This is a genomic window from Minwuia sp. IMCC3009 (genome assembly GCF_029909415.1).
Taxonomy (GTDB): Bacteria; Pseudomonadota; Alphaproteobacteria; order Minwuiales; family Minwuiaceae; genus Minwuia.
In genome coordinates, this window is record NZ_CP123781.1 from 3332438 (window position 1) to 3355909 (window position 23472).

A 23472-nucleotide genomic window follows, 5' to 3' on the forward strand; every position below is an offset into this window, starting at 1 on the left:
CTATGACGGCACCACGGATTGACTGCTTTGGCGCACTGGCCTCGCCCTGGACCTTCATGGGGCATGACCGCCTGCGTGCGATGGCAGGCCGGGCCGGCGCAGAGGTCCGGTTCTGCCCGGTCGATCTGCTGGCGGTCTTCGGGGAGACCGGCGGCCTGCCGCTCGGCAAGCGCCCGCCCGCACGCCGCGCCTACCGGATGCAGGAACTGAAACGCTGGCGCGCACGGCTGGACCTGCCGCTGGTGCTGGAGCCAGCGCATTTTCCCGTTGATGAAACCGAAGCCGCCCTGGTGACCATCGCCGCGCGTCTGGACGGAGCCGACTCGCTGGACCTTGCCGGGCGCTTCATGCGGGCGGTGTGGATCGAGGAGCGCAACATCAGCGACGCCGCGACCATTGACGCAATCGTGACCGAGGCAGGACTCGACCCGTCACGACTTCGTGACAAGATAGCGGACGGTGAGCCTCAGGCCATTCGCGCGCAGGAGACGGCAGAAGCCATCGAACGCGGCGTCTTCGGGGCACCGACCTACTTTTTCGACGACCAGATGCTGTGGGGCCAGGATCGGTTGGAATTTCTGGAACGCATGCTGGCTGGAAAATGACAACAGACAACTCGCTCCCGCTACTAGATGACGCCGCTTTGCAGGCATTGGCACAGGACACCGGCGACGAGATCGTCGGCGTGCTGGTTGATGAATTCCTGGCCGAGGCCGCGCGCCGGGTCCAGGAAGTCACGGACGCTGCCGCAACGGATGATTTCTCCCGCCTCGGGTTCGAAGGCCATGCACTGAAGAGCACATGCTCGACCTTCGGTGCCGCCCGTCTCGGGGCCCGGGCAGCGGTGATCGAGAGATCGGTGAAGAATGGTGACCACGCGGCTGCCGTGGGCCGCGCGAAGGGCATTCTGGTGGAGTTCGAGGCGACCGCCGAAGCCTTCAGGGCCCGCTTCCCGACGGGTGACAGGGCCTGATACCGGCTTGTCCGGGGCGCAGGCACCTGCGGATACACCGAAAATCAACGCCTGAGCGGCGATGATCACGCAAGTTTGGTCTTGCGGGAAGACGTGCCCATGCAAACAATCGGTGCCATGAGAAACACACACGCCTTTCTGTCCCGCACCCGTTCCGTGCTGCTCGCGCTCGGACTTCTTGCCGGTATCAATGTCTGGCATCCCGGAATCGCGGGGGCCACGGAACTGGCGTCGAAGGACGCCGATGCCGTCGTCTCACCGGTCACACCCGCCGCGCGGGTTTCCGGCAAGGGTTTCGGTGCTTTCCTGGCCGCGCGGCAGGCCCGCAAGGACGGCGACATCGCCGCCGCCGCGAAATATTTCAACGAAGCGCTGAAGGCGGACCCCGACAATCTCTGGCTGCTGCGGCGGGCGTTCCTGCTGACCGTATCCGAAGGGGATGTGGAGGCGGCGCTGCCGCTGGCTGAACGCATTCTGGAAGGCGACCAGGCGGCCCCGGTGGCCAATCTGACCGCCGCCGTTCATGAACTGAAGCTGGGCCAGTTCGGCAAGGGAGAATCCCGCATCTCCAAGGCCAACAAGCGCCGCGGCTCGATGCGCCTGGTCGGCCCCCTGCTGCGGGCATGGGCGTCGTTCGGCAAGGGCGACGGCGCGGATGCGGCCCAGCGGCTGAAACCGCTGGAACGGACGGAGGCCTTCGTTCCCTTCGCCAGCTACCACCGCGCCCTGATCCTGGCGACAGCCGGTGACCTCGATGGCGCACTCGAAGCCTTCGCCGCCTACGAGGAAAACAGTCGCCCCGACCTCCGGTCCATGCTGGCCAAGGCCGCCATCGTCGAACGGCGTGATGGTGCCGAGGCCGGGCGCAGGGAACTCGAGAGCCTGCTCGGCCGCTTCGGCGAGGATCACGTGCTGGTCGCCTATCTCAGCGGTGAGCGCGAACTGGCGAAAGCCTTCCCCATCCGCGATGCGAATGACGGGATTGCGGAGGCCCTCTACGGCGCAGCCTCGGCGCTGGTGCGCGACAATGTCAGCGACGTGGCGATGATCTACCTGCGCCTGTCCCTGCATGTCCGCGCTGACCTGGACGTGGCGCAGGCGTTGCTGGGGGATATTCGGGAGACCAATGACCGCTGGCTGGACGCCATCGCCGCCTATGAGGGTGTGGCGCAGGAATCCCCCTACAAGTGGGGGGCAAGGCTGCGTACCGCCTGGATGCTGGACAAGCTCGACCGCACCGACCAGGCGATCGAACTGCTGCAGCGCATGGCCTCGGAACGCTCCAAGGAAACGGTGGCCCTGATCACCCTGGCCGACCTGCTGCGCACCCACTCCCGGTTCGAGGAAGCCGCGACGGTCTACAGCCGGGCGCTGGAGCGGGTCGACGATCTGCAGCCGCGCCACTGGGCGGTGCTCTATGCCCGCGGCATCGCGCTGGAGCGTTCCGGACGCTGGAACGATGCGGAGCGTGACCTGCTGCAGGCGCTGGAGCTGCGCCCCCGTCATCCCTACATCATGAACTATCTGGCCTATTCCTGGGCGGACAAGGGGATGCGGCTGGATGAAGCCGTCGAGATGCTGCGCAGCGCGGTCGCGCTGAAGCCGCAGGATGGCTACATCGTGGACAGCCTCGGCTGGGTCCTGTTCCGCAAGGGCGACCACGAAGAAGCAGTGAAACAGCTGGAACGGGCGGTTGAACTGCGCCCCGAGGATCCGACGATCAACGAGCACCTGGGCGACGCCTACTGGCATGTCGGGCGACGGCTGGAGAGCTGTTTCCAGTGGCGCCGCGTGCTTGTGCTCGACCCGGACGAAGAACAGGCCGAGTCGGTAATCCGCAAGCTCAATGAGGGCCTGGACAAGACCTCCGGCCGGTTCGGCGGCTGCACCTGAGACCGGCCCGGCACCCTACCGCCCGGACGGGACAGTCATGACGGTTGCCCGCAATGCTCCGGCCAAGCTGAACCTGTTCCTGCATGTGGTGGGACGTCGCCCCGATGGCCTGCACCTGTTGCAGAGCCTTGTCGCCTTTGCCGACATCGCTGACCGGATCACGGCAGAGAACTTCGGCGGAACCGGCTTTCAGTTCCAGACCACCGGCCCCTTCGCGACCGCGCTGGAGGGGGAGGCGACCGACAATCTGGTCGTGCGCGCCGCCACGGGTCTGGCCGCACTGGCGGGCCGGTCGCTTGACGGCCTGCGCCTGACACTGGCGAAGAACCTGCCCGTGGCATCCGGCATCGGCGGTGGGTCGTCGGATGCCGCCGCCACCCTGCAGGCCCTGATGGACCTGTGGTCGTTCCGGCCCGATGATGAGGCCCTGTCCCGTCTGGCGCTGGATCTCGGGGCCGATGTTCCGGTCTGTCTGGCCGCGCGACCGAGCATGATGGAGGGTATCGGAGAGCAACTCACGCCCCTTGCCCTGCCGGCAGGGCTGGGGGTGTTGCTGGTCAATCCTGTCGTGGAAGTCCCGACGCCCTCCGTCTTCCGGCAGTTCGCGCGGGACGGTGCGTTCACAGAGCCTCTGGAAGGCTCGGCAATTCCCTCGGGAGACCGGGATGCCTGGTTCGCGGGCCTTGGCGCCTGTCGCAACGACCTGCAGCAACCGGCGATCAGCCTCTGCCCGGTGATCGGCGAGGTTCTGGCCATGATCGGGAACTGTGCCGGAGTCAGGCTGCACCGCATGTCAGGCTCGGGCGCGACCTGTATCGGCCTGTTCGACACCCGCGCGGCGGCCGAGGCCGCGCGGCAGGCCATCAGCCAAGCATGTCCCGGCTGGTGGTGCGCCGCAGGCGTGCTGCACCACCAGTGACCGGCCTGTCCCTGCTCCGCAAACCGGAGCAGCGGGCGGAAATCAGATGTTCTGGTCGATCCAGGACTGCAGCTGGGACTTGGGCAGCACACCAACCTTGGTCGCCACGACCTCACCGCCCTTGAACAGCATCAGGGTCGGGATACCACGCACGCCATAGCGGGTCGGGGTGTTCGGGTTCTCGTCGATGTTCAGCTTCGCGACCGTCAGCTTGCCATCCATCTCGGCCGAGATCTCGTCCAGCGACGGGGCGATCTGGCGGCACGGGCCACACCATTCGGCCCAGTAGTCGACCAGTACCGGCTTCTCGGAGGAAAGGACGTCGGTCTGGAAGTTGTCGTCAGTGATCTTGACGGTGCTCATCGGTCTTCTCCGCAATGTTGGGATGCCTGCGCGGCAATGCTTCAGCGTTGGACATGAAACTAGGTAGGGGTCGGGGGAGCGTCAAGCGGTCCGCTGCAAGGCGCGATCCATCAGGCTGTCGGGCAGGGCCATGGCACGCGCCTCATCGGTCCAGACGAGAATCGCGGTAACCGGACGGTCCGGATGCAATTGCCGCAGCACCGCGCGGTAGAGCCCCATCTGCCGCAGATAGGCGGGGGAGACATCCGCGACGTTCTGCGGCGGAGGCCGATTGGTCTTGTAGTCCGCGACGATGATCCGGTCGCCGCCGATCAGCAACCGGTCGACCTGGCCGGTCACGACGACACCATCGACGACACCGGTGATCGCGGCTTCCGCGCGGCTGCCGGGTCCGAACAGGGGTGCCAGTGCCGCCGCGCCCATGACGGATTGCGCCTCCGCCACCATCGCGGTCGCCGTGGCGGCATCCAGCTCCGGCGCGCGCCGCCGCAACAGCGCCAGCCCCCGCGCTTCACGCGCATCTTCCGGCAGGGTCGGCATGACCTGCAGCAGATAGTGGATCAGCACACCGCGACGCAGCGCACCGGACCCGGCCACCGGCCCCGCAAGGGGGCTGCGCACCGCAGGCTCGGCCCCGTCAGGCCGCGAGGGACTGAGCGGTCGGGGTGGTGTCGGTTCCTCCGGCATCGCGCGCAACGCCCAGTCCGGCAGGGACGTGTCCGTCTCCGGCCCCGTCAGAATTTCCGCCAGACTTTCCCCCGCCTGCCCTAGCAGCAGACCGTCTTCCGACTCGACGGCCCCTGCCTGCCGCAATCCCGCTTCCACCATACGGTACCAGCAGTCGTCCTTCGGCTCCTTCTCCCGCGCGGTCTTGCAGCCGCAGACGTAGAGCCGGTCCTCCGCCCGCGTCATCGCCACATAGAGCAGACGCCGGTACTCCCAGTTCTGTTCCAGCATGATCCGGTCACGATGGTCCTGCAGGGCAACGGGGTTCTCCGCAGCCGTTCCGGTAACCAGCGGCAGGCGCGGGTCGCTGCCGGACAGGAACGTGAGGCGATCACGCGGTGCCAGGGGCACGCTGACCGTATCGGGCAGGAAGACGACCGGAGCCTCCAGCCCCTTCGCACCATGCACGGTCATGATGCGCACCGCATCGTGGCGGTGGTCCATGTCGCGCTTGATCTCCACATCCTGCTGCCGCAGGCGATGCAGGAAGCCCTGCATGGAGGCCGGGCCATGCCGCTCATCGGCCAGCGCGGCCTCCAGGAATTCGTCGATCGGATCGATCTGGTCCGGGCCCAGCCGGGCGATCAGGCGCTGCCGGCCGCCCCGCGGTCCCAGCAGGCCGGAATAGAACTCGAACGGCGGCTGCACATCCACCAGGCGCAGCAGGTCCTGCAGCTCCGCCAGCGCGGCCTGCCAGTGGGGCTGCTCCCCCGCACGCGCCCGCAGGGCCTGCCACAGCGTCCCCTCCCGACCATGGGCCAGCGGAAACAGGTCCTCGTCATCATCGAAGCCGAACAGCGGTGACTTCAGGACCGTCGCCAGCGCCAGATCATCCTCCGGCAGCAGCAGGAAATCACCCAGCACCATCAGGTCCATGATCGCGACCTGTTCCGTCAGCCGCATGCGGTCAGACCCCGCGACCGGCACACCAAAGGCCTTCAGCGCGCGGGAGATCTCCACCACCAGCGCGTCACGCTTGCGCACCAGGATCATGACGTCACCGGCCCGGATCGCGCGCGCGGGATGGTTGCCCCCCGCCACATCGCCGATGGTCTCCCCGTCATTGATCATGGCGGCGATACGGGCAGCGATGGCCTGCGCCAGTCGGCGGCGCGGACTGTCCACCGTTTCCTGGTTCAGCGGTGCGTCCCAGCGGTTCTTCTCCGGGCGCTCCACCGGTTCCACCAGCGGCCAGAGTTCCACCAGTCCCGGCGTTCCGGCACGAAACGCATGATGGCTGGGGGCGCTGTTGTCTGCGGTCACGCCATGTGCGCGTTCGCCCGAAAGCACATGATCGACGGCGGACAGGATCGCGGTGGTGGAGCGGAAGGAGAGCTGCAGATCGATGGCTGCAAAGGTTTCGTTGACGCCCTCCACACGTCCGGCAAACCATTCCCTGTTGCGCTGGAAACCCGCCGGGTCTGCCCCCTGGAAGCTGTAGATCGACTGCTTCTCGTCGCCAACCGCGAATACCGTACGCACCCCGGCACGCGCGCCCTCTCCGTCGAAGAACTCCTCGCTCAGTTCCCGCGCGATGTCCCACTGCGCCGGGGACGTGTCCTGCGCCTCGTCGATCAGGATATGGTCGATGCCCTGGTCCAGCTTGTAATGCACCCAGCCCCGGTCCCGGCGCAGCAGTTCCCGCAGACGCAGGATCAGATCATCATGATCCAGCATGCCGCGCCTCTGCTTCGCCTGCGCATAGCCGTCCAGCAACCGGCCCGCCAGGATCAGGAAATCGGCAGTCCTGTCAGCCAGCCGGGCCGCACGAAGCCGGTCATGGGTGACACATATCCGGTCCTGCTCCTCCAGCATCACGTCGGTCACGCCCGGATCGGCCTCCTCCGTCGATTTGGTCACCAGCCGCTTTACCGGTTCCCCCGACCGGGTCAGGAACATGGCGCAATAGTCGTCGAACATTTCCACCCGACCCGCATCATCCGCCCCCAGCCAGGCGGAGAGCCTCTCGGCATTGCGTTTCGCGGTGGCGGTGCTGTCCTGCCGGAACGCGGCAAGCGAACGGCGCAGGCCAAGCTCGTTGAACGCCCCGAAACGACAGCCGGCCAGCAGCACATCGTCCACGGTCTCGCCGGCAGAAAGTCCAAGCTGGCGGCGCAGCGCGTCCGCGGTGCCCTGCGGTCCGCCCCGGGCCTGCAGCACAGTGGCCAGCGCATCGCGGCGCCAGAGCGCGCTGTTCAGCAGGGCCTCGAACTCCGTGTCCGGCAACCAGTCCACCAGCCGGTCGACGGCGCCCCGGACAGCGGCGTCTTCATGGCGCCCGGCCAGCAGATCCTCCTTCAGTCCCGCCTTGACCTCATTGGCCTGCACATCGTCCATCACCCTGAACTCGGGCGAGATCCCGGCTTCCAGCGGGAACCGCCCCAGCACGGAACTGGCGAAGGCGTGGATGGTCTGGATCTTCAGCCCGCCCGGCGTCTCCAGCGCCCGCGCGAACAGGCGACGGGCGATGCCGAGGTCGATGTCGTCGCCCGCAGGCCGGCCGACCAGCTCGCCAAGTTGCGCCCGCAACTCCGCATTGCCCAGCGTCGCCCATTCCCCCAGTCGGGTGAACAGCCGGTTCTCCATCTCCGCCGCCGCGGCCTTGGTGAAGGTCAGGCTCAGGATGCGGCTGGGTTCGGCGCCGGCGAGCATCAGCCGCACCACACGGTCGGTCAGCACCCGCGTCTTGCCGGACCCGGCATTGGCGCTGACCCAGGCGGAGGTCAGCGGATGCGCCGCCTGCCGCTGTCGCCTGATGGTGTCGGGCAGATCGACGGATCGACGGTTCACGGGCACCGGATCGGTCATGGCTCCCCCTCCCCGCCGTCACGGGTCGACCACTCGGGCACCCTGGCCAGATGGTCATAGTCCCCCGGGTAGCCCAGGAACTGCACCCTGGGGCGCGACAGGTAAGGCGTTTCGGGATCGCGGTACTCCGCGATCATCTGCGCCAGCCCGGTCTCCGTATCCGCCAGCAGTTCGTCCAGCGGTCCCTTGACCGGCGACCACTGCCCGCCCTCCCGCGCGCCATGGACGCGCACATGCACCAGATCGGTCAGTTCCGCCGCGCCGACATCCGCGAAGCCACCGTCACGCAGGATCAGCCCCTGCAAAGGCATCTGCACGGCGAAGCCTGCCTTGATCTGCGGCAGGGTCGGCGGTGTGCCGGTCTTGTAGTCGATGATGCGCGCACTGCCGTCGGACATGACATCGATGCGGTCGGCCTTCGCCGTCAACCTGAAGTCAGCCAGCCCCGGCAGGCCGGGATGCACGCCCTTGATCTCCGCGAACCGGCGGACGACAGGGGCCGGATCATTCGCCTCCTGATTCAGCAGCCAGCGCGCCGCCTTCTCGAAGCGCCGCCACCAGAGCGCATGGATTGCCGGGCGATGGGCAAGCCGGGCGAACTGTGCCTGACCGATGGTGCGCAGGCGCGGCCAGTCACTCGCCCGCCAGATGCCCGGAATATCCTTCGCCAACTGTTCGAACGCGGCATGGATCATGTCACCCTTCAGCCGCGGTCCCGGTTCCTCGTCCAGCGGATCGAGGGCGCGGAGCTTCAGGATGCGGCTGGCGTAGATGTCATAGGGATCGCGGATCAGCCGCTCGACCGCCGTCACCGGCAACTCGACAGGCCGCGCCGAAACCGGCGGACGCGGCGAAGGCGGTACGGCGGGCGGCTGGTCCGGTGCCCGGTCAATGGCCTGTGCCCAGATCTTCGGCAGGGGGTCGGGAGCCAGTTCCAGCCCCGCCCCGCGCACGACACTGCGCAGCCGCAGCAGCCAGCGTGACGGCACCGTCGGTGTCCCCTCCGCCTTCAGCGACCGGGTCAGGACCACGGTTGCGGACGCGGCCAGTTGCGCGAAGTCATGCGCCTGCAGCCCGATCCGCCGTTCCGGTGACGGCAGGCCGAAGTCCGCCCGCATGCCACGACTCATCCACGGGTCAGCATCGGCGGCGGTGGGCCAGGTGCCCTCGTTCAACCCCCCCAGGATGACCAGATCGGCGGTCTGCAACCGCGCCTCCAGCGGTCCCAGGATGCGGATGCGTGGATGGGTGCCGAAACGCGGACGCACGGTCGATCCGCCGATCAGGCGGTCCAGCAGGTCCGGCCAGTCGGACAGGCCCACCGGATCGGCGTCGCCGGAAACGTCGTGCAGCTCGGTGAAAAGGTCCGCCGCCCGCTCTCCGGCCTCCCCGTGCCAGAGCCGGTCCGCACCTGTCTCGGTATCCGTGGCGGCGGTGAACTCCGCCAGTTCGAGAAAGCCGCGCAGCAGGGCGTCCAGTGTGACAGGCCCCGCGGCCAGCATGTCCCGCAGCGGTCGCGAGACTTCCGCCAGGGTCAGCAGCCAGGCCGGCGCGTCGCCCATGCGATCATTCTCCGCCACGACCGCCAGAAAGCCCTCCAGATCCGCATGCAGGCGAATGCCCCGCATGGCGCGCCGTTCGAACGCGCGTACTGCGCGCCGGAGCTCTGCGGTCGGCAGTCCCATGCCCGCGAGCGGATGCTTCAGCAGGGCAAGCAATGTGACAGGACCAAAGCCATCCGCCAGCGCCGCCGCCAGCAGCCCGAGGAAGCGACCGGGCGGAGTCAGCCGCAACGGCGTGCCACCACTGTCGTCAACCGTGACCCCGAAGCGGGCGAGTTCCGCCGCGACGCGCCGCCCCAAGGCCCGGTCCGGCGTGACCAGTGCCGCCGTCCGCCCCGGCTGTTCCATCGCCTGGCGCAGCAGCAGGGCAATGGCCAGAGCCTCCTGCCCCGGATTCTCCGCCTCCACCAGCGACAGTCCCGACAGGGCTTCCGGCGTGATCCCGCTCAGGTCCTGCCACCGGTCAGTGGTGCTGGCCGGACGCAGCGCCTCGCGCAGCATATGTGCCCGTGCCGGGGACAGCGCGGTATCGGACGACCAGACGGCAACGTCGGAGGGATTGACGTGCAACTGGCGCAGCAGCAGCCGCATGCCGTGCTGCGGATGGGCCGGTTCCTCCAGAATCTCCGAATGCTCCCGCGCATCGACCTGATTGTCGAAGCCGGGCAACACGATCTGGCCATTCGGCAGGGCGGCCACGGCCTGCATCAGGTCGGCGGTTCCGGGCACGCTGCCGGTGGAGCCCGCGATGATGACCGGGTGGTCGGTACCGGACTGCCGCCAGCGCGCGGCCAGACGCTGCATCAGCAGGTCGCGCCGCGTCGAGGGATCGATCAGGTCCATGTCGGCGAGGATGTCCGGCCAGACTTCCGTGATGATTTTCAGGAACCGCAGCGTCTCTTCCCAATGCGCCTGATAGGTGTCGGGCACCAGGTCCTTCAGGTTGGCGAAGTTCAGCCGCTCCGTCGCGCTCTCGTCCAGCAGCCGGGCAAGGGCATCGGCAAGTGCCAGCGCGCCCGCCGGTCCGGCGGTGGCGATCGGCCCGGCCGCGACCAGCCGGGCCAGGATCAGCCTGCGCCGGGTCTCCGGCACCGGGGCGGCCAGGTCTTCCTCATCCACCGGATCCAGCAGGCTGACCGGCGGTTCGTCTTCCGAAAGGTCACCCAGCGGTCGCATGACCGGCAGCAGCAGTGCCTGCCCGTCGCTGACCCTCAGAAAGGCCTCTGTCAGGCTCCGCACCGCGCGGCGGGTGGGCAACAGGACCAGCGCGTCGGGCAGACGTCCGTCGCCGTCGGGGCCATGGCGCTGCAGCAGGACCCGCGCCAGACAATCGACGAAGGGCAGACCCGCCGGAATGGTCGCGACACTGTGCCTGCCCGAACTGTCCCTGGCAGGCGCATCCATGCTCAGTCTCCCCGGTCGTCGGAACGGCGCAGTTCCCGTTCCGCCATCGCCAGCCCGGCAGGTGTCCCCACCTCCAGCCAGTCGCCGTCATGGCGGGTGCCGAACAGCCGCCCCGCCTCCTGCGCCAGATCGTAGATCCGGTTCAGCGAGAAGGGTTCGACCGTCATCCCGTCAAACACTTCCGGCCGCAGGATCTGCACGCCGGAGAAGAGGAACGGTGCCACCTTCGGCGCCTTGCGCCGGATCAGCCGCCCCGCGGGGTCCATGTGAAAATCACCCTGTCCGCGATAGCCGAGGGCGCGGATCGTCGGCTGCATCATCAGCAGCGCATCCATGCGATCCGGGTCGAAGTGCCGGCCCATCAGGGCCAGGGTATCCGTCAGCCCGTCGCGCCAGATCATGTCGGAATTTACCACCAGGAAAGGCTCGTTCCCCAGCAGCGGCAGGGCCTGCAGCACGCCGCCACCGGTCTCCAGCAGCACTTCCTCGTGCGACAGCACGATGTTGGGCGATCCGCGCCGGTTCAGGTGCGCCGCCAGCATGTCCGCGCGATAGTGCAGGTTGACCACGACATCGGTCACACCCACCGCTTCCAGCCGGTCCAGGGTGCGGTCGATCAGGCTGCGCCCCGCCACATTCACCAACGGTTTCGGGCGTGACAGGGTATGCGGGCGGAGCCGCTTCCCCAGTCCCGCCGCCAGAACCATGGCCGTGCGGGGCAGTCCCGGCCGCTCAGTCTCCGCCATCAGTCTCTCCGCTCCATCTCGTCCGCCTGCCGGTCCTGCGGTGCATGCTGCGCCACCCAGTCCCGAACCGGCGCCAGCGCGTCATGTTCCAGATCACGCCGCACCAGTCGCCAGGTGCGCGCCAGCCAGCCTGTATAGGACGGCTTGCCGTCACGCCGCCACAGTCGGGTGAAGACGCCGAGAATGCGCATGTTCCGCTGCGCACCCAGCACGGCAAGCCGGGCGCGAAAGGTTTCACCGTCCAGACCGGTCGTTTCCAGATAATGCGCCAGCAGGTCCGACGCCAGTCCCGGGTCGATGTCGCGGCGCACATCCGACAACAGCGAAGCCACATCGTAGGCCGGATCACCACCGACAGCATCCTGGAAATCCAGCAGACCGACCCGCGCGTTTCCGGTCCGCTCCGGCAGCCAGATCAGATTGTCCACGTGATAGTCGCGCAACACCAGCGTGTCGCAGGACACGCGGCAGCCCTGAAGCACCTGTCGCCAGGCATCAAGGAAGCTGTCGGTCTCCAGGCCGGAGGCCGGTCGGCCATGCATCTCCGGGAACCGCCATTCGAGGAACAGCGCCACTTCCGACAGCAGGACCCCGGCGTCATGGCGCGGCAGGTCCGATGGTACCTGCTGACCCTTCAGGGCGGCCAGCACATCGATGGCTGCCGTATAGAGTTTCGGCTCCAGCGACGGATCATCGCCGATCAGATGGCTGAACAGATCGTCACCCAGATCCTCCAGCAGAAGAAAACCGGCCTGTGCATCCTCTGCCACCACCTCGGGCGCGGACAGTCCCCACTGCCGAAGCTGCTTCGCGATGCGGACGAAGGGGCGGACATCCTCGTTCACCGGCGGAGCATCCATCAGCACCAGCACCCGTCCATCCCGGCCATGGACGCGGTGATAGCTGCGGAAGGACGCGTCGGCGGCCAGCGGACGCACCTCTGACCCGGCCAGACCCGCTCCCTGCAGCAGGGACTGCAAGGCGTTCTGTCGGTCAGGCTCCAAGGAACCGCTCCACGATTGCAGCAGGTCCGCTGACCCTGGCCTGGCGACGGTCCGATACTGCCGTGAGTTCGATCCGCAGCGCCTCCGATGGTGTCAGGTCGCCCAGCCGGTCCGGCCATTCCACGATCACTGATCCATCGTCCAGCGCATCCAGAAATCCGAGTTCCATCACATCGTCCGCCCCCTCCAGCCGGTAGAGGTCGAAATGGGTGATCAGCAGGTCACGGAACTCGTAGGGAATGACGAGATTGAATGTCGGACTGGGCACGTCGATCGGCTGACCTGCCCGCGCCCTGATGACAGCCCGCGCCAGCTCCGTCTTGCCGGCGCCCAGGTCACCGGACAGCAGCAGTGCATCGCCGACCTGCAGGGCCTCCGACAGGCGCTGGCCCAACGCCCCTGTCGCCTGCATGCTGTCCAGCGGAATGTCGCGTGTGATCATGCGGTCTCAGGCTTCGGGCTTGTCCGCAGGACCGGAGACCGGCACAACCATTCCGGATAGTGCGGGCGTCGGAACATCCTCGAAATCCTGATCGAACTCCGCATCAATGGCAATGAAGCGGCATGAAACCCGCGTGCCCACACCGCTCTCCGAGCGCAGCACCACCGAGCCACCCATCAGTTCCATCAGGCTGCGCACCAGCGCCAGTCCCAGCCCGGCGCCGCGGCGGGTGTGGCGGTCGCTGGTCCGGAAGGTCTCGAAGACCCTCTCCTGCTCTTCCTCCGGGATGCCGATGCCATTGTCCTCGACGGACAGTTCGACCGTGTCCTCGACCTTGCTTGCCGTGATCACGACCTCGCCACCCGGGGGCGTGAACTTCACCGCATTGCTGATCAGGTTGCCCAGGATCTGCTCCACGCGTCGCTGGTCGCTGACCATCTCGCTGAGTGCCTGGGCGATGTCCACCCGCAGGCGAATCTGGCGACGCTGCGCCCGGTCACGATATTTCTCCAGCACCGAATCGATGGCGTCCGCGATGCGGAACGGTTCCATGTCCACATGCAGATGACCCGCCTGGATCGAAGCAAGGTCGAGCATGTCGTTGATCATGGAGAGGAACTGGCCCGACGCCTCCAGAATGCCCGACGAGTATTCCCGCTGCCGCTCGTTCAGGGTGCCGAAATAGTCATTGTGCAGGATCTCGGCAAAACCGAGGATCGTGTTGAGCGGCGTCCGCAGCTCATAGGACATGTTCTCCAGGAACTCGCTCTTGATCAGGTCGGCGGCGACCAGCGCCTCGTTCCGCTCCCGCAGGGCGCGCTCGATCCGCAGCGAATCCGTGACATCGATGTAGGTGAACAGCGTCCTCGCATCCGGCAGGCCGGTGGCGGCATAATCGACGATGCGCCCGTCCGGCAGTTCCATGCGGCCATTGCCGGCCCGCATCTCCGTGGCGGATGCGATCAGGCTTTCCCGCATCTCGGTGTAGACGCCGGGTTCCTCCCAGAGATCAATGACCCGATCGAGCAACTCCCGGACATGCGGCTGCTTCTCCGTGACCTCTTCCGTGATCCCCAGCATCTGGCGGTAGCCGAAGTTGGTCAGGTTCAGACGACCGTCCGGCCCGAAGACGGCCACGGCCTCATGCAGGTTGTCCAGCGTCGCGCGCTGCACGGCGATCAGGGTATTCAGCGTCCGCTCCAGCACGATGCGGTCCGTCGCATCCTCCACCATGAACAGCAGGCCACCGAAACTGTGGCGGGTGATGGTTTCACGAACCATCCGCTCGTCAGGTAGCTGGTACAGATCCTCGAAGGGTTCCAGCAGCGTGCTGAAGAAGGCCTCGCGGTTGCGGCGGAACTGGCGATACTCCACCTGCTCCGGCAGCTTCCGGTTCTGGTGCAGCCGGTCCATGACCTCGCCCAGGGTCGGCTGGTGCCCGACGAATTCCTCCTCAAGCCCCCAGAACTGGGTGAAGGCCCGGTTGGCGAAGATCAGCCGCTTCTCCCGGTCGTAGATACCTACAGCCGTCGACATGTGCTGCAGCACTTCGTTGTTCGCGCGGATATGGCGGCGCAGTTCCCGGCGCAGTTCCTCCGCATCCGAGATGTCGATGGCGAAGCCGGCCGACTCATCCTCCGACAGCAGCGGGGTTTCCATGACCTGAAAGACCCGACGCTGTCCCTCGACGACGAAGCGCCGTTCCTCCCCCGCGATCGCTTCCTCGTCACGTGCCTTGGCCACCAGCGCCTGCGGCCGGTTCCTGTCGGCCTTCGACGCCAGCTCCTCATGGGTACCTTCGTCGCCCAGCATCTCGGCCAGTGTGGCATTGCGCCAGATGATGTCTCCGGCGAGGTCACGACGCCAGGTCGCGAAGGGCGCAGCATTCAGCAGATTGCGGTACTGGTCCCGCTCCCGCCCCAGCGATGCCAGCTTGTCCTTCGTCAGGCCGATCTCGGCGGTCTGGCGCTGCACATCATTGCGAAACGCCTCCCGCTCCGCCGACAGTGTCGCCATCTCCGCACGCATCCTGCGCAGGGTGCTGCTCTGCCGCCGGCGCATGAATGTGGCGACGGTACCGACAATGGCCGCACCTGCGATGATGCCGACAATCAGGACCAGCAAGGGCGGATCGGGCGAATCAGGATTGTGGCTGATGGCATGTGCACCGCCGCTCCAGCCAAGGCAAAGAGCCGCGCCTGTCCAGGCGCCGGACAGACGGCACCTCAAGGACGGCGCTACGAAGCTCATTTTCATTCGGTCTTGCCTGCGCGGTTTCTGCAAGATCTTCCCGGTGGACACATTATTAGGCCACCGGGAAGATTGAAGAAAAGTAACCGAAACGCGGCCCCGTGGTCAGTAGCGGTAATGTTCCGGCTTGAACGGGCCGACGGCAGGGATGCCAAGGTACTTCGACTGTTCATCAGAGAGCTGGGTCAGCTTCACGCCCAGACGCGCGAGATGCAATGCCGCGACCTTCTCGTCCAGATGCTTCGGCAGCACATAGACTTCACGGTCGTAGTTCTTGTGGTTCTCCCACAGTTCGATCTGCGCCAGGACCTGGTTGGTGAAGGACGCACTCATGACGAAGCTCGGATGACCCGTGGCACAGCCCAGGTTCACCAGCCGGCCCTCGGCCAGCAGGATCAGGCGCTTGCCGTCAGGGAACTCGACCTCGTCGACCTGCGGCTTCACGTTGTGCCAGGTGTAGTTGCGCAGACCCGCGACCTGGATCTCCGAATCGAAGTGGCCGATGTTGCAGACAATGGCGCGGTCCTTCATGTCCCGCATGTGATCGACGGTGATCACGTCCTTGTTGCCGGTGGCGGTGACGAAGATGTCCGCGGTGCCCGCAACATCTTCCATCGTCTTGACGTCGTAGCCTTCCATGGCGGCCTGCAGCGCGCAGATCGGATCGATCTCCGTGACGATCACCCGGGCACCCTGGCTGCGCAGGCTCTCGGCGGAACCCTTGCCCACGTCGCCGAAGCCGCAGACCACGGCGACCTTGCCGGCCAGCATCACGTCTGTGGCCCGCTTGATGCCGTCGACCAGGCTCTCGCGGCAGCCGTAGAGGTTGTCGAACTTCGACTTGGTCACGGAGTCGTTCACGTTGATGGCCGGAACCTTCAGGGTCTTGGCCTTCGCCATCTCGTAGAGGCGATGCACGCCTGTTGTGGTTTCCTCCGACAGGCCACGCACGTCGTCCAGCAGCTCCGGGAAGTTCTCGTGCATGCGCTGGGTCAGATCACCGCCATCATCCAGGATCATGTTGGGACGCCAGCCGTCCGGCCCCTCGATCGTCATGTCGATGGCCCACCAGAACTCATCGTCATCCATGCCCTTCCAGGCGAAGACGGGGATACCGGCGGCGGCAATGGCTGCAGCGGCCTGGTCCTGGGTGGAGAAGATGTTGCACGACGACCAGCGGATCTCCGCGCCCAGCGCGGTCAGGGTCTCGATCAGCACCGCGGTCTGGATGGTCATGTGCAGGCAGCCGGCGATGCGTGCGCCCTTCAGCGGCTTGGACGCGCCGAATTCCTCACGCAGCGACATCAGGCCGGGCATCTCGGTCTCGGCGATGGCGATCTCCTTGCGGCCCCAGTCCGCCAGGCCCATGTCGGCGACCTTGTAGTCGGTAAAAGTGCTCATCATCTGCTCCGGATCTTGAATGGCACCGTTCCGCGCTTCCGGCCCCTGCCGGAAGGTGAAAGCGGTGCAGAATTACTTGGCTGGCGCGGTGTCTACCAAGCTTGGGGACAAGGGGCAAGGAAGCGGCGTTGTCGCAGCCTGGGCGCCGCAACCGACCTTGCGCACGCGCACCTCATCCCATCAGCTTGCCGTAGCCGTCCAGCAGGGTCAGCACCTCGTCACGCCCCTTGTCGGGGACATCGAACAGGACACGGTCAATTCCGGCTTCCCGACAGGCTTCGATATGCGCCGGTTCGGGGATGGCACGGAAGACGGTGACCGACAGGGTGGACATCGACCGACCGGCTGCATCAGCGGCCTTGCGCAGGCGGGACATGCCCTCCGCCGGATCGAAGCTGTAGTTCGCGCGCGGGAACCAGCCGTCGGCGAATTCCACGACCCGGCGGATCGTGTGGTCGGTCTCGCCGCCGATCAGGATGGGCGGATGCGGTTGCGTGGCGGGCTTCGGATAGGACCAGACAGGGTCGAAATCCACGAAGTCCCCATGGAACTCCGCCTCCTCCTCCGTCCAGAGAGCCTTGATCGCCTTCAGCCGTTCTTCCAGCACCTTGAACCGGGTCTTCGGGTCCGTGCCGTGGTTGCGCATTTCTTCCAGGTTCCAGCCGCCGCCAGCTCCCAGCACGAAACGGCCCCCGGAAAGCAGGTCCAGACTGGCCGCCGCCTTCGCCGTCACGATCGGATCACGCTGGGTGATCAGGCTGATCCCGGTCCCCAGCGTCAGCGTCCGTGTCGCCGCCGCCGCAAAGGACAGGGCCACGAAGGGATCATGCGTGTGGGCATATTTCTCGGGCAGTTCACCGCCACCGGGAAACGCGGTCTCGCGGCTGACGGGAATATGCGTGTGCTCGCAGAGGAAAAGGGATTCGAAGCCGCGATCCTCCAGTTCCTTGGCCAGATCGACGACGTCGATGGCATAGGCTGTGGGAAAGAAGAACGTGCCAAACTTCATGCCTGCGGTTCCTTCTGTCGGATGTAATAGGATTCTGAAGGGGGATGGTAGCGTCTGAAACCACATTATCCAGTCCGTGTGCCGGAGGCAGCCTCGACAGGCACGGGCGCTGAATGTATCCCTTGTCGCTTGGACACCGGACAAGGGCTGCGAAACATGACCGTAGGCGCGATCGAACAGGTCGAACTGGAAGATGTCGGTGCCATCCGCGTGCAGACGCGTGCCTGTCCCCAGTGCGGAACCGACAATACCGCGCGCGCCGCACGCCATTCCCGCGACCCCTGGACCATCAAGGACTGCAGCGACTGCGGCTTCGTCTATCTGGAGAAGGCACCGGTCTATGACGAGCTGTTCCGAACCCTGGCCTGGCAGAAGAACTGGAAGCGGGAGGAGAAGCGGCGCAAGAAGGCACGGCCGCTGAGCTACCGCGCATCCAAGCTGACCCGGTTCCGGCTGCACATGTTTCCGCGCAAGCAGGTCGATGACCTGACCATCCGCTTTGCCCGTCCCGGCAACGTGATCGATATCGGCTGCGCTGGCGGCAAGCGGCTGGCGGCCCTGCCGGACCAGTTCGTGCCTTTCGGCATCGAGATCGAGGAAGAGATCGCGGCCCAGGCCGACACACTGTTCCGGACCAAGGGCGGCAGGGCGGTCAATGCGTCTTCGCTGGATGGTCTGAAACAGTTCGATGACGGCTTCTTCAGCGCCGCCACCCTGCGGTCCTATCTGGAGCATGAAGTGCAGCCGCGCGAGGTCATGACGGAGATCGCGCGCACCCTGGCCCCGGGCGGCATCGCCATCATCAAGGTGCCGAACTATTCGTCTGTCATGCGCCCGATCATGGGACTGGAGTGGTCCGGCTTCCGGTTCCCCGACCACGTGAACTATTTCACCCCCGCCAGCCTGCGCCAGATGATCGAAGGTGTCGGCCTGTCCGTCCGCCGCTTCAATTTCTTCGACCACATGCCCACATCCGACAACATGTGGATGATCGCGGAACGGCGCTGACCGACCCGACCAGCCGCTCCGGCTTGTGGTTTCGCGCCTGCTGCCCGACACTGGTGCCAGCGTAGTGTTTCATTGGGGAGATCGAGCATGGACGTCATCATTCTGGGCAGTGGTTCGCCGATGCCGCACCCGGATCGGGCGGGACCGTCGACGCTGGTGCAGGTGGGACAGCAACGCTTCCTGTTCGACTGCGGGCGCGGCGTTCTGATGCGCGCCGCCGCAGCGGGCTTCGGGGCACAGAACATCTCGGCCCTGTTCCTGACCCACCTGCACAGCGACCACACCACCGATTTCAACGACGTGATCACCACCCGCTGGGTCATGAGCCCCGGTCCGAACCCCTTGCGTGTCTTCGGTCCGGTCGGGTCCCGACAGTTCTCAGACCGGACATTGGCGACCCTGGAGACCGATATCGGCTATCGGATCGCGCACCATGAGGACCTGACGGAAGGCCCCCGGGTCGAGACCCGTGAACTGGAACCCGGCGCGGTGCTGGAGGAGGAGGGCGTACGCATCCTTGCCATGCCGACGGACCACAGTCCCGTCCACCCGACGCTCGGCTTCCGGATCGAGGCCGAGGGCAAGGTGGTGGCAATCGCAGGCGACACGGTTCCCTGCGACGGCCTCGACGCGATCTGTCAGGACGCGGACATATATGTCCAGACCGTGATCCGCAGCGACCTCATCAGCCAGGCCCCCGCCCCGCGGATGCGGGATGTCATCGACTACCATTCGGACGTGGCGCAGGCCGGACAGACCGCCACGCGCTGCAATGTCGGACATCTGGTGCTGAACCATTTCGTGCCGCCCCCGCCCCCGGGGCGCGAGGAGGAATGGGCGGCGGACGCCCGCGCCTGCTTCGACGGAACGATCTCGGTGTCACACGACCTGCTGAAGATCACCTGTTGAACCACGCCTCCGGCGCAGGAACCCGCTAGACTGCGGCCCATGACGGATCGACCGACAGGCAAGCTGCGAACAGGCTGGACCACTGGCGCATGTGCGACAGCGGCAACGAAGGCCGCCTATCAGGCCCTTCTCTCCGGCCGTTTTCCCGACCCCGTCGGCATCACCCTGCCGAAAGGCCAGACACCGGAGTTCGCGCTTGCCTATATGGGGCGCGGCGAAGGCTATGCCACCGCCGGGATCATCAAGGATGCGGGCGACGATCCGGATGTCACCCATCAGGCACTGATCATCGCCACGGTGCGACACGGTCCGCCGGGATCCGGCGTCCGCTTCCGGGCAGGTGACGGGGTCGGCACGGTGACACGCCCCGGTCTGCCGCTGCCTCCTGGCGAACCCGCGATCAACCCGGTCCCGCGGGACATGATGCGCACGGTGATCTTCGAGGTGGCGAGCGACCTCGGAGGTACCGGCGACGTCGAGATCGAGGTCTCTGTCCCCTGCGGTGCGGAACTGGCCAGACAGACCTGGAACGGTCGGCTGGGAATCGAGGGCGGGCTGTCGATCCTGGGCACAACGGGCATCGTCCGGCCCTTCTCCTGCTCCGCCTGGATCGCCTCCATCCATCGCGGCATCGATGTGGCGCGCGCCTGTGGCACGGCGCATGTGGCGGCAGCCACCGGTTCCACATCGGAGGCAGCGGTGATTCGCCACTACGGGCTGGAGACGTCGGCGATCCTCGACATGGGGGATTTCATCGGCGGCACACTGAAGTACCTGCGCGATCATCCTCTGCCGCGGCTGACCATCGCGGGCGGCTTCGGCAAGCTGGTCAAGTTCTCCCAGGGGGCCAATGACCTGCATTCGGGGCGCAGCCAGGTCGATCTCCCCGCGCTCGCCCGTACGGCAACGGAACTGGGCGCGTCGGCTGACATTGCCGGAAGGATCGCCCAGGCCAATACCGCGAAGCAGGCACTGGATCTGGCCATGGAGGCCGGCATCGAACTGGCCCCGGCCATCGCACGGAACTGCCGGGCCCGCGCGCTGAAACAGCTCGCAGGTGCCCCGATCCAGGTTGATCTGATGATCACCGACAGACAGGGGCAGATCGTTGCCCACGCCAGGTGAGAGGAACAGGCCGCTGAACGTCCTGCTGCTGGCGGGCACGGCGGAAGCAGGTGCGCTTGACCGTGCCCTGGCCGATGACCCGCGCTGGCGGGTCACGGTATCGCTCGCCGGCGTGACCCGGCAGGCGAAGGGATTTGCCGCAGCGGTGCGCAGTGGCGGCTTCGGCGGCGTGGAGGGTCTCGCGGCCTACCTGCGTGAGGAACGGATCGATGTGGTGGTCAACGCGACCCATCCCTTCGCCGCACGGATGTCGCGCACCGTCAGCCAAGTGACAGGGGACATGGCGCTGCCGATGGTGCGGCTGCTGCGCCCGCCCTGGAGCCCGCCGACAGGAGCCAGATGGATCCCCGCCGCAGACCTCCCCGATGCGGCCCGGTTGCTGCCGACTGATGCGACCGGCTTCCTTGCCCTGGGCCAGCGCCACCTGGCCGCGTTTCACGGTCACCCCGCGCGACTGGTGGTGCGCACGCTGCAGGCCCCGCCCGATGGGCTGCTGCCCGACGCGCGCTGGATCATTGCGCCACCCGGCACGTCCCCGGAGGAAGAGGGCCGCCTGCTGGCCGAAACCCGGACAACCCACCTGGTCGCCCGCAACAGCGGCGGCGATGCGGGCTGGGCCAAGATCGCCGCAGCAGCGCAGACGGGTCTGCCGGTCATCATGGTCGCGCGCCCCGCGAGCCCGACGCCGCAGGTGGCACAGACCATACCGGAGGTGCTGGCCTGGCTGGATGGACTGCAGACAGGGCGCGGTGACTGATCAGCCGAACGTATGGCCGTGGTTCAGCGGGCCGTGTCCGCCCCCCAGGCCCGGCGCGGTCAGGATCGCCTTGCGCACGTAATCGCGGGCGCGGTCCACGGCATCAGGCAGCGACATGGCCTGCGCGATACCGCAGGCGACGGCGGAGGCCGTGGTGCAGCCCGTCCCGTGGGTGTTGCGGGTATCGATGCGCTGGCCGCTGAACACGTGCCGTTCACCATCGCGGGTCAGCAGCAGATCGGTCAGTTCCGGTCCCTGCAGGTGTCCGCCCTTCAGCATCACCGCACGGGCACCGGCGGCGAGCAGCTTCTCCGCCGCCCGCTCCATGTCCGCAACCGTGGTGATGGTCATTCCGGTCAGCACCTCGGCCTCCGGCAGGTTCGGGGTCAGCAGCGTCGCGCGGGGCAACAGCAGCGTCATGAGGCTTTCGGTGGTGTCATCGTCGAGCAGCCGCGCACCGCCCTTGGCCACCATCACCGGATCGATCACCACCGGCACACCGGCCAGGTGCGCGTCCAGCGTCGCAGCCACTGTCTCGATGACCGAACACCGATGCAGCATCCCGGTCTTGACGCAGTCGGCACCGATGTCATCGGCCACCAGGGCGATCTGCTGCGCGATGAAGGCATCCGGGATTTCCTGGATCGCATGAACCGTTTGGGTGTCCTGCGCTGTCAGTGCCGTGATCGCGGTCGCCGCGTAGCCGCCAAGCGCGGTCACCGTCTTGATGTCGGCCTGGATACCCGCACCACCGCCGGAATCGGATCCGGCGATGATCAGGACCCGGCCCGGAGCCTTGCGGTCATGCACCGGCGGAAACCGCCTTGATCGCGTCGCAGATGTCGTCGACCACATTGCCGACCAGGCCTTCGTCCTCGCCCTCCGCCATGACGCGGATGACGGGTTCGGTGCCCGACTTGCGGATCAGCACACGACCCGTGCCTTCCAGCCGCGCCTCACCCTCCGCGATGGCCGCCTTCACCTGCTTCTCCTCCAGCGGCGCACCGGCACCGAAGCGGACATTCTTCAGCACCTGCGGCAGCGGATCGAACAGCGCCACCGCTTCGGAAACCGGCTTGCCCGTCTCCGCGATGGCCGCCAGCGCCTGCAGCGCGGCAAGGGTGCCGTCGCCGGTCGTCGCATAGTCGGTCAGGACGATATGGCCGGACTTCTCGCCACCGACATTGTAGCCCTTTGCCCGCATCTGCTCGACGACATAGCGGTCCCCGACCTGGGTCCGGACCAGATCAAGGCCAAGGCTGTTCATGTAATGCTCCAGCCCCAGGTTCGACATGACGGTGGCCACCAGTCCGCCGCCCTTCAGCCGTTCCTTCGCCGCCCAGTGGGAGGCGATGAGGCCCATCAGCCGGTCGCCATCGACCTCCTGCCCCTTCTCGTCGACCATGATCAGCCGGTCCGCGTCCCCGTCCAGCGCGATCCCGACGTCGGCCCCAAGCTTCAGCACCTTCTCGCGCAGCATCTCCGTCGCGGTGGAGCCGCAGCCGGCATTGATGTTCAGCCCGTTCGGCGCGACGCCGACCGAGACCACGTCGGCCTCCAGTTCCCACAGGGCCATCGGGGCGACCTTGTAGGCCGCACCATTGGCGCAATCGACCACGACCTTCAGGCCGTTCAGGGTGCGCCCGCGCGGAAAGGTGTTCTTCACGAACTCGATATAGCGCCCGCCCGCATCCTCCAGCCGCTTGGCGCGGCCCAGATCGTGGGAGTCGGCCAGGCCGATCTCCCCCGTCTTCTCCATCTCCGCCTCGATCTCCAGTTCGGTCTCGTCGGACAGCTTGAAGCCGTCGGGACCGAACAGCTTGATGCCATTGTCCTCGAACGCATTGTGGGAGGCGGAGATCATCACGCCCATGTCGGCGCGCAGGGACCGGGTGAGGATGGCGATGGCCGGTGTCGGCAACGGCCCCACCATGACAACATCCATGCCGACGGAGGTGAAACCCGCCGCCAGTGCCGGTTCCAGCATGTAGCCGGAAAGACGGGTGTCCTTGCCGATCACCACACGATGCTTGTGGGCCCCACGGGTGAAGATGCGCCCCGCTGCCAGACCGACAGCCAGCGCCGTCTCAGCCGTCATCGGCGCCGTGTTGGCCCTGCCCCTGATGCCGTCCGTACCAAATAGTTTCCGCGTCATGTCCTGATTCCGGCAAAT

General features: G+C 66.6%; 19 protein-coding genes. 8 read left to right on the plus strand and 11 right to left on the minus strand.

Annotation, left to right across the window (positions count from 1 at the left end):
- Positions 1 to 2 precede the first annotated feature (2 nt).
- From QGV55_RS15525 to QGV55_RS15540, 4 genes are all read left to right on the plus strand, one after another.
- On the plus strand, positions 3 to 605 hold the full coding sequence (locus tag QGV55_RS15525; protein ID WP_281019743.1) for a 2-hydroxychromene-2-carboxylate isomerase: 603 nt from the start codon (positions 3 to 5) through the stop codon (positions 603 to 605).
- Positions 606 to 652: 47 nt separating this feature from the next.
- On the plus strand, positions 653 to 973 hold the full coding sequence (locus tag QGV55_RS15530) for an Hpt domain-containing protein (RefSeq protein WP_281019742.1): 321 nt from the start codon (positions 653 to 655) through the stop codon (positions 971 to 973).
- A gap of 117 nt (positions 974 to 1090) precedes the next feature.
- Positions 1091 to 2866: a tetratricopeptide repeat protein gene (locus tag QGV55_RS15535; protein WP_281019741.1), complete on the plus strand. Its 1776-nt coding sequence runs from the start codon at positions 1091 to 1093 to the stop codon at positions 2864 to 2866.
- Between the two features lie 37 nt (positions 2867 to 2903).
- Entirely contained in the window at positions 2904 to 3785 is an 882-nt protein-coding gene (locus QGV55_RS15540; protein ID WP_281019740.1) for a 4-(cytidine 5'-diphospho)-2-C-methyl-D-erythritol kinase, read from the plus strand.
- Between the two features lie 42 nt (positions 3786 to 3827).
- Here the strand turns inward: QGV55_RS15540 and trxA are convergent, their stop codons facing one another.
- From trxA to QGV55_RS15585, 9 genes are all read right to left on the minus strand, one after another.
- The gene (gene trxA, locus QGV55_RS15545; protein ID WP_281019739.1) at positions 3828 to 4148 is read right to left on the minus strand and encodes a thioredoxin TrxA; all 321 of its coding nucleotides are present in this window, start codon (positions 4146 to 4148) and stop codon (positions 3828 to 3830) included.
- Between the two features lie 81 nt (positions 4149 to 4229).
- Positions 4230 to 7682: a double-strand break repair helicase AddA gene (addA, locus tag QGV55_RS15550; protein WP_281019738.1), complete on the minus strand. Its 3453-nt coding sequence runs from the start codon at positions 7680 to 7682 to the stop codon at positions 4230 to 4232.
- On the minus strand, positions 7679 to 10648 hold the full coding sequence (gene addB, locus QGV55_RS15555; RefSeq protein WP_281023681.1) for a double-strand break repair protein AddB: 2970 nt from the start codon (positions 10646 to 10648) through the stop codon (positions 7679 to 7681). The genes addA and addB overlap by 4 nt, the downstream gene beginning before the upstream one ends.
- A 2-nt stretch (positions 10649 to 10650) precedes the next feature.
- A complete protein-coding gene (locus QGV55_RS15560) occupies positions 10651 to 11394 on the minus strand; it encodes a nucleotidyltransferase family protein (RefSeq protein WP_281019736.1) in 744 nt (247 codons plus the stop codon).
- Complete coding sequence (locus QGV55_RS15565) at positions 11394 to 12398, minus strand: phosphotransferase (RefSeq protein WP_281019735.1); 1005 nt, start codon at positions 12396 to 12398, stop codon at positions 11394 to 11396. Before QGV55_RS15565 ends, QGV55_RS15560 begins: the two co-directional genes overlap by 1 nt.
- Complete coding sequence (gene tsaE / locus QGV55_RS15570) at positions 12388 to 12840, minus strand: tRNA (adenosine(37)-N6)-threonylcarbamoyltransferase complex ATPase subunit type 1 TsaE (RefSeq protein WP_281019734.1); 453 nt, start codon at positions 12838 to 12840, stop codon at positions 12388 to 12390. Before tsaE ends, QGV55_RS15565 begins: the two co-directional genes overlap by 11 nt.
- 6 nt (positions 12841 to 12846) lie before the next feature.
- Positions 12847 to 14964: an ATP-binding protein gene (locus tag QGV55_RS15575; protein ID WP_281023622.1), complete on the minus strand. Its 2118-nt coding sequence runs from the start codon at positions 14962 to 14964 to the stop codon at positions 12847 to 12849.
- Between the two features lie 231 nt (positions 14965 to 15195).
- On the minus strand, positions 15196 to 16491 hold the full coding sequence (gene ahcY, locus QGV55_RS15580) for an adenosylhomocysteinase (RefSeq protein WP_281019732.1): 1296 nt from the start codon (positions 16489 to 16491) through the stop codon (positions 15196 to 15198).
- Between the two features lie 172 nt (positions 16492 to 16663).
- A complete protein-coding gene (locus tag QGV55_RS15585) occupies positions 16664 to 17500 on the minus strand; it encodes an LLM class F420-dependent oxidoreductase (protein ID WP_281019731.1) in 837 nt (278 codons plus the stop codon).
- A 156-nt stretch (positions 17501 to 17656) separates the two neighbouring features.
- Between QGV55_RS15585 and QGV55_RS15590 the strand changes: the two genes are divergently transcribed.
- The 4 genes from QGV55_RS15590 (at position 17657) to QGV55_RS15605 (ending at position 21299) form a co-directional block, all read left to right on the plus strand.
- Positions 17657 to 18508: a class I SAM-dependent methyltransferase gene (locus tag QGV55_RS15590; RefSeq protein ID WP_281019730.1), complete on the plus strand. Its 852-nt coding sequence runs from the start codon at positions 17657 to 17659 to the stop codon at positions 18506 to 18508.
- 87 nt (positions 18509 to 18595) lie between these two features.
- A complete protein-coding gene (locus tag QGV55_RS15595) occupies positions 18596 to 19417 on the plus strand; it encodes an MBL fold metallo-hydrolase (protein ID WP_281019729.1) in 822 nt (273 codons plus the stop codon).
- 39 nt (positions 19418 to 19456) lie between these two features.
- Positions 19457 to 20542 (plus strand): cobalt-precorrin-5B (C(1))-methyltransferase, encoded by a 1086-nt coding sequence (locus QGV55_RS15600; protein WP_281019728.1) that lies wholly within the window; start codon positions 19457 to 19459, stop codon positions 20540 to 20542.
- Positions 20526 to 21299: a precorrin-6A/cobalt-precorrin-6A reductase gene (locus QGV55_RS15605; protein WP_281019727.1), complete on the plus strand. Its 774-nt coding sequence runs from the start codon at positions 20526 to 20528 to the stop codon at positions 21297 to 21299. Before QGV55_RS15600 ends, QGV55_RS15605 begins: the two co-directional genes overlap by 17 nt.
- On the opposite strand, the gene thiD is transcribed toward QGV55_RS15605, so the two are convergent.
- Positions 21300 to 22109: a bifunctional hydroxymethylpyrimidine kinase/phosphomethylpyrimidine kinase gene (gene thiD, locus QGV55_RS15610; RefSeq protein WP_281019726.1), complete on the minus strand. Its 810-nt coding sequence runs from the start codon at positions 22107 to 22109 to the stop codon at positions 21300 to 21302.
- Complete coding sequence (gene glmM / locus QGV55_RS15615) at positions 22102 to 23454, minus strand: phosphoglucosamine mutase (protein WP_281019725.1); 1353 nt, start codon at positions 23452 to 23454, stop codon at positions 22102 to 22104. Before glmM ends, thiD begins: the two co-directional genes overlap by 8 nt.
- Positions 23455 to 23472: the final 18 nt, after the last annotated feature.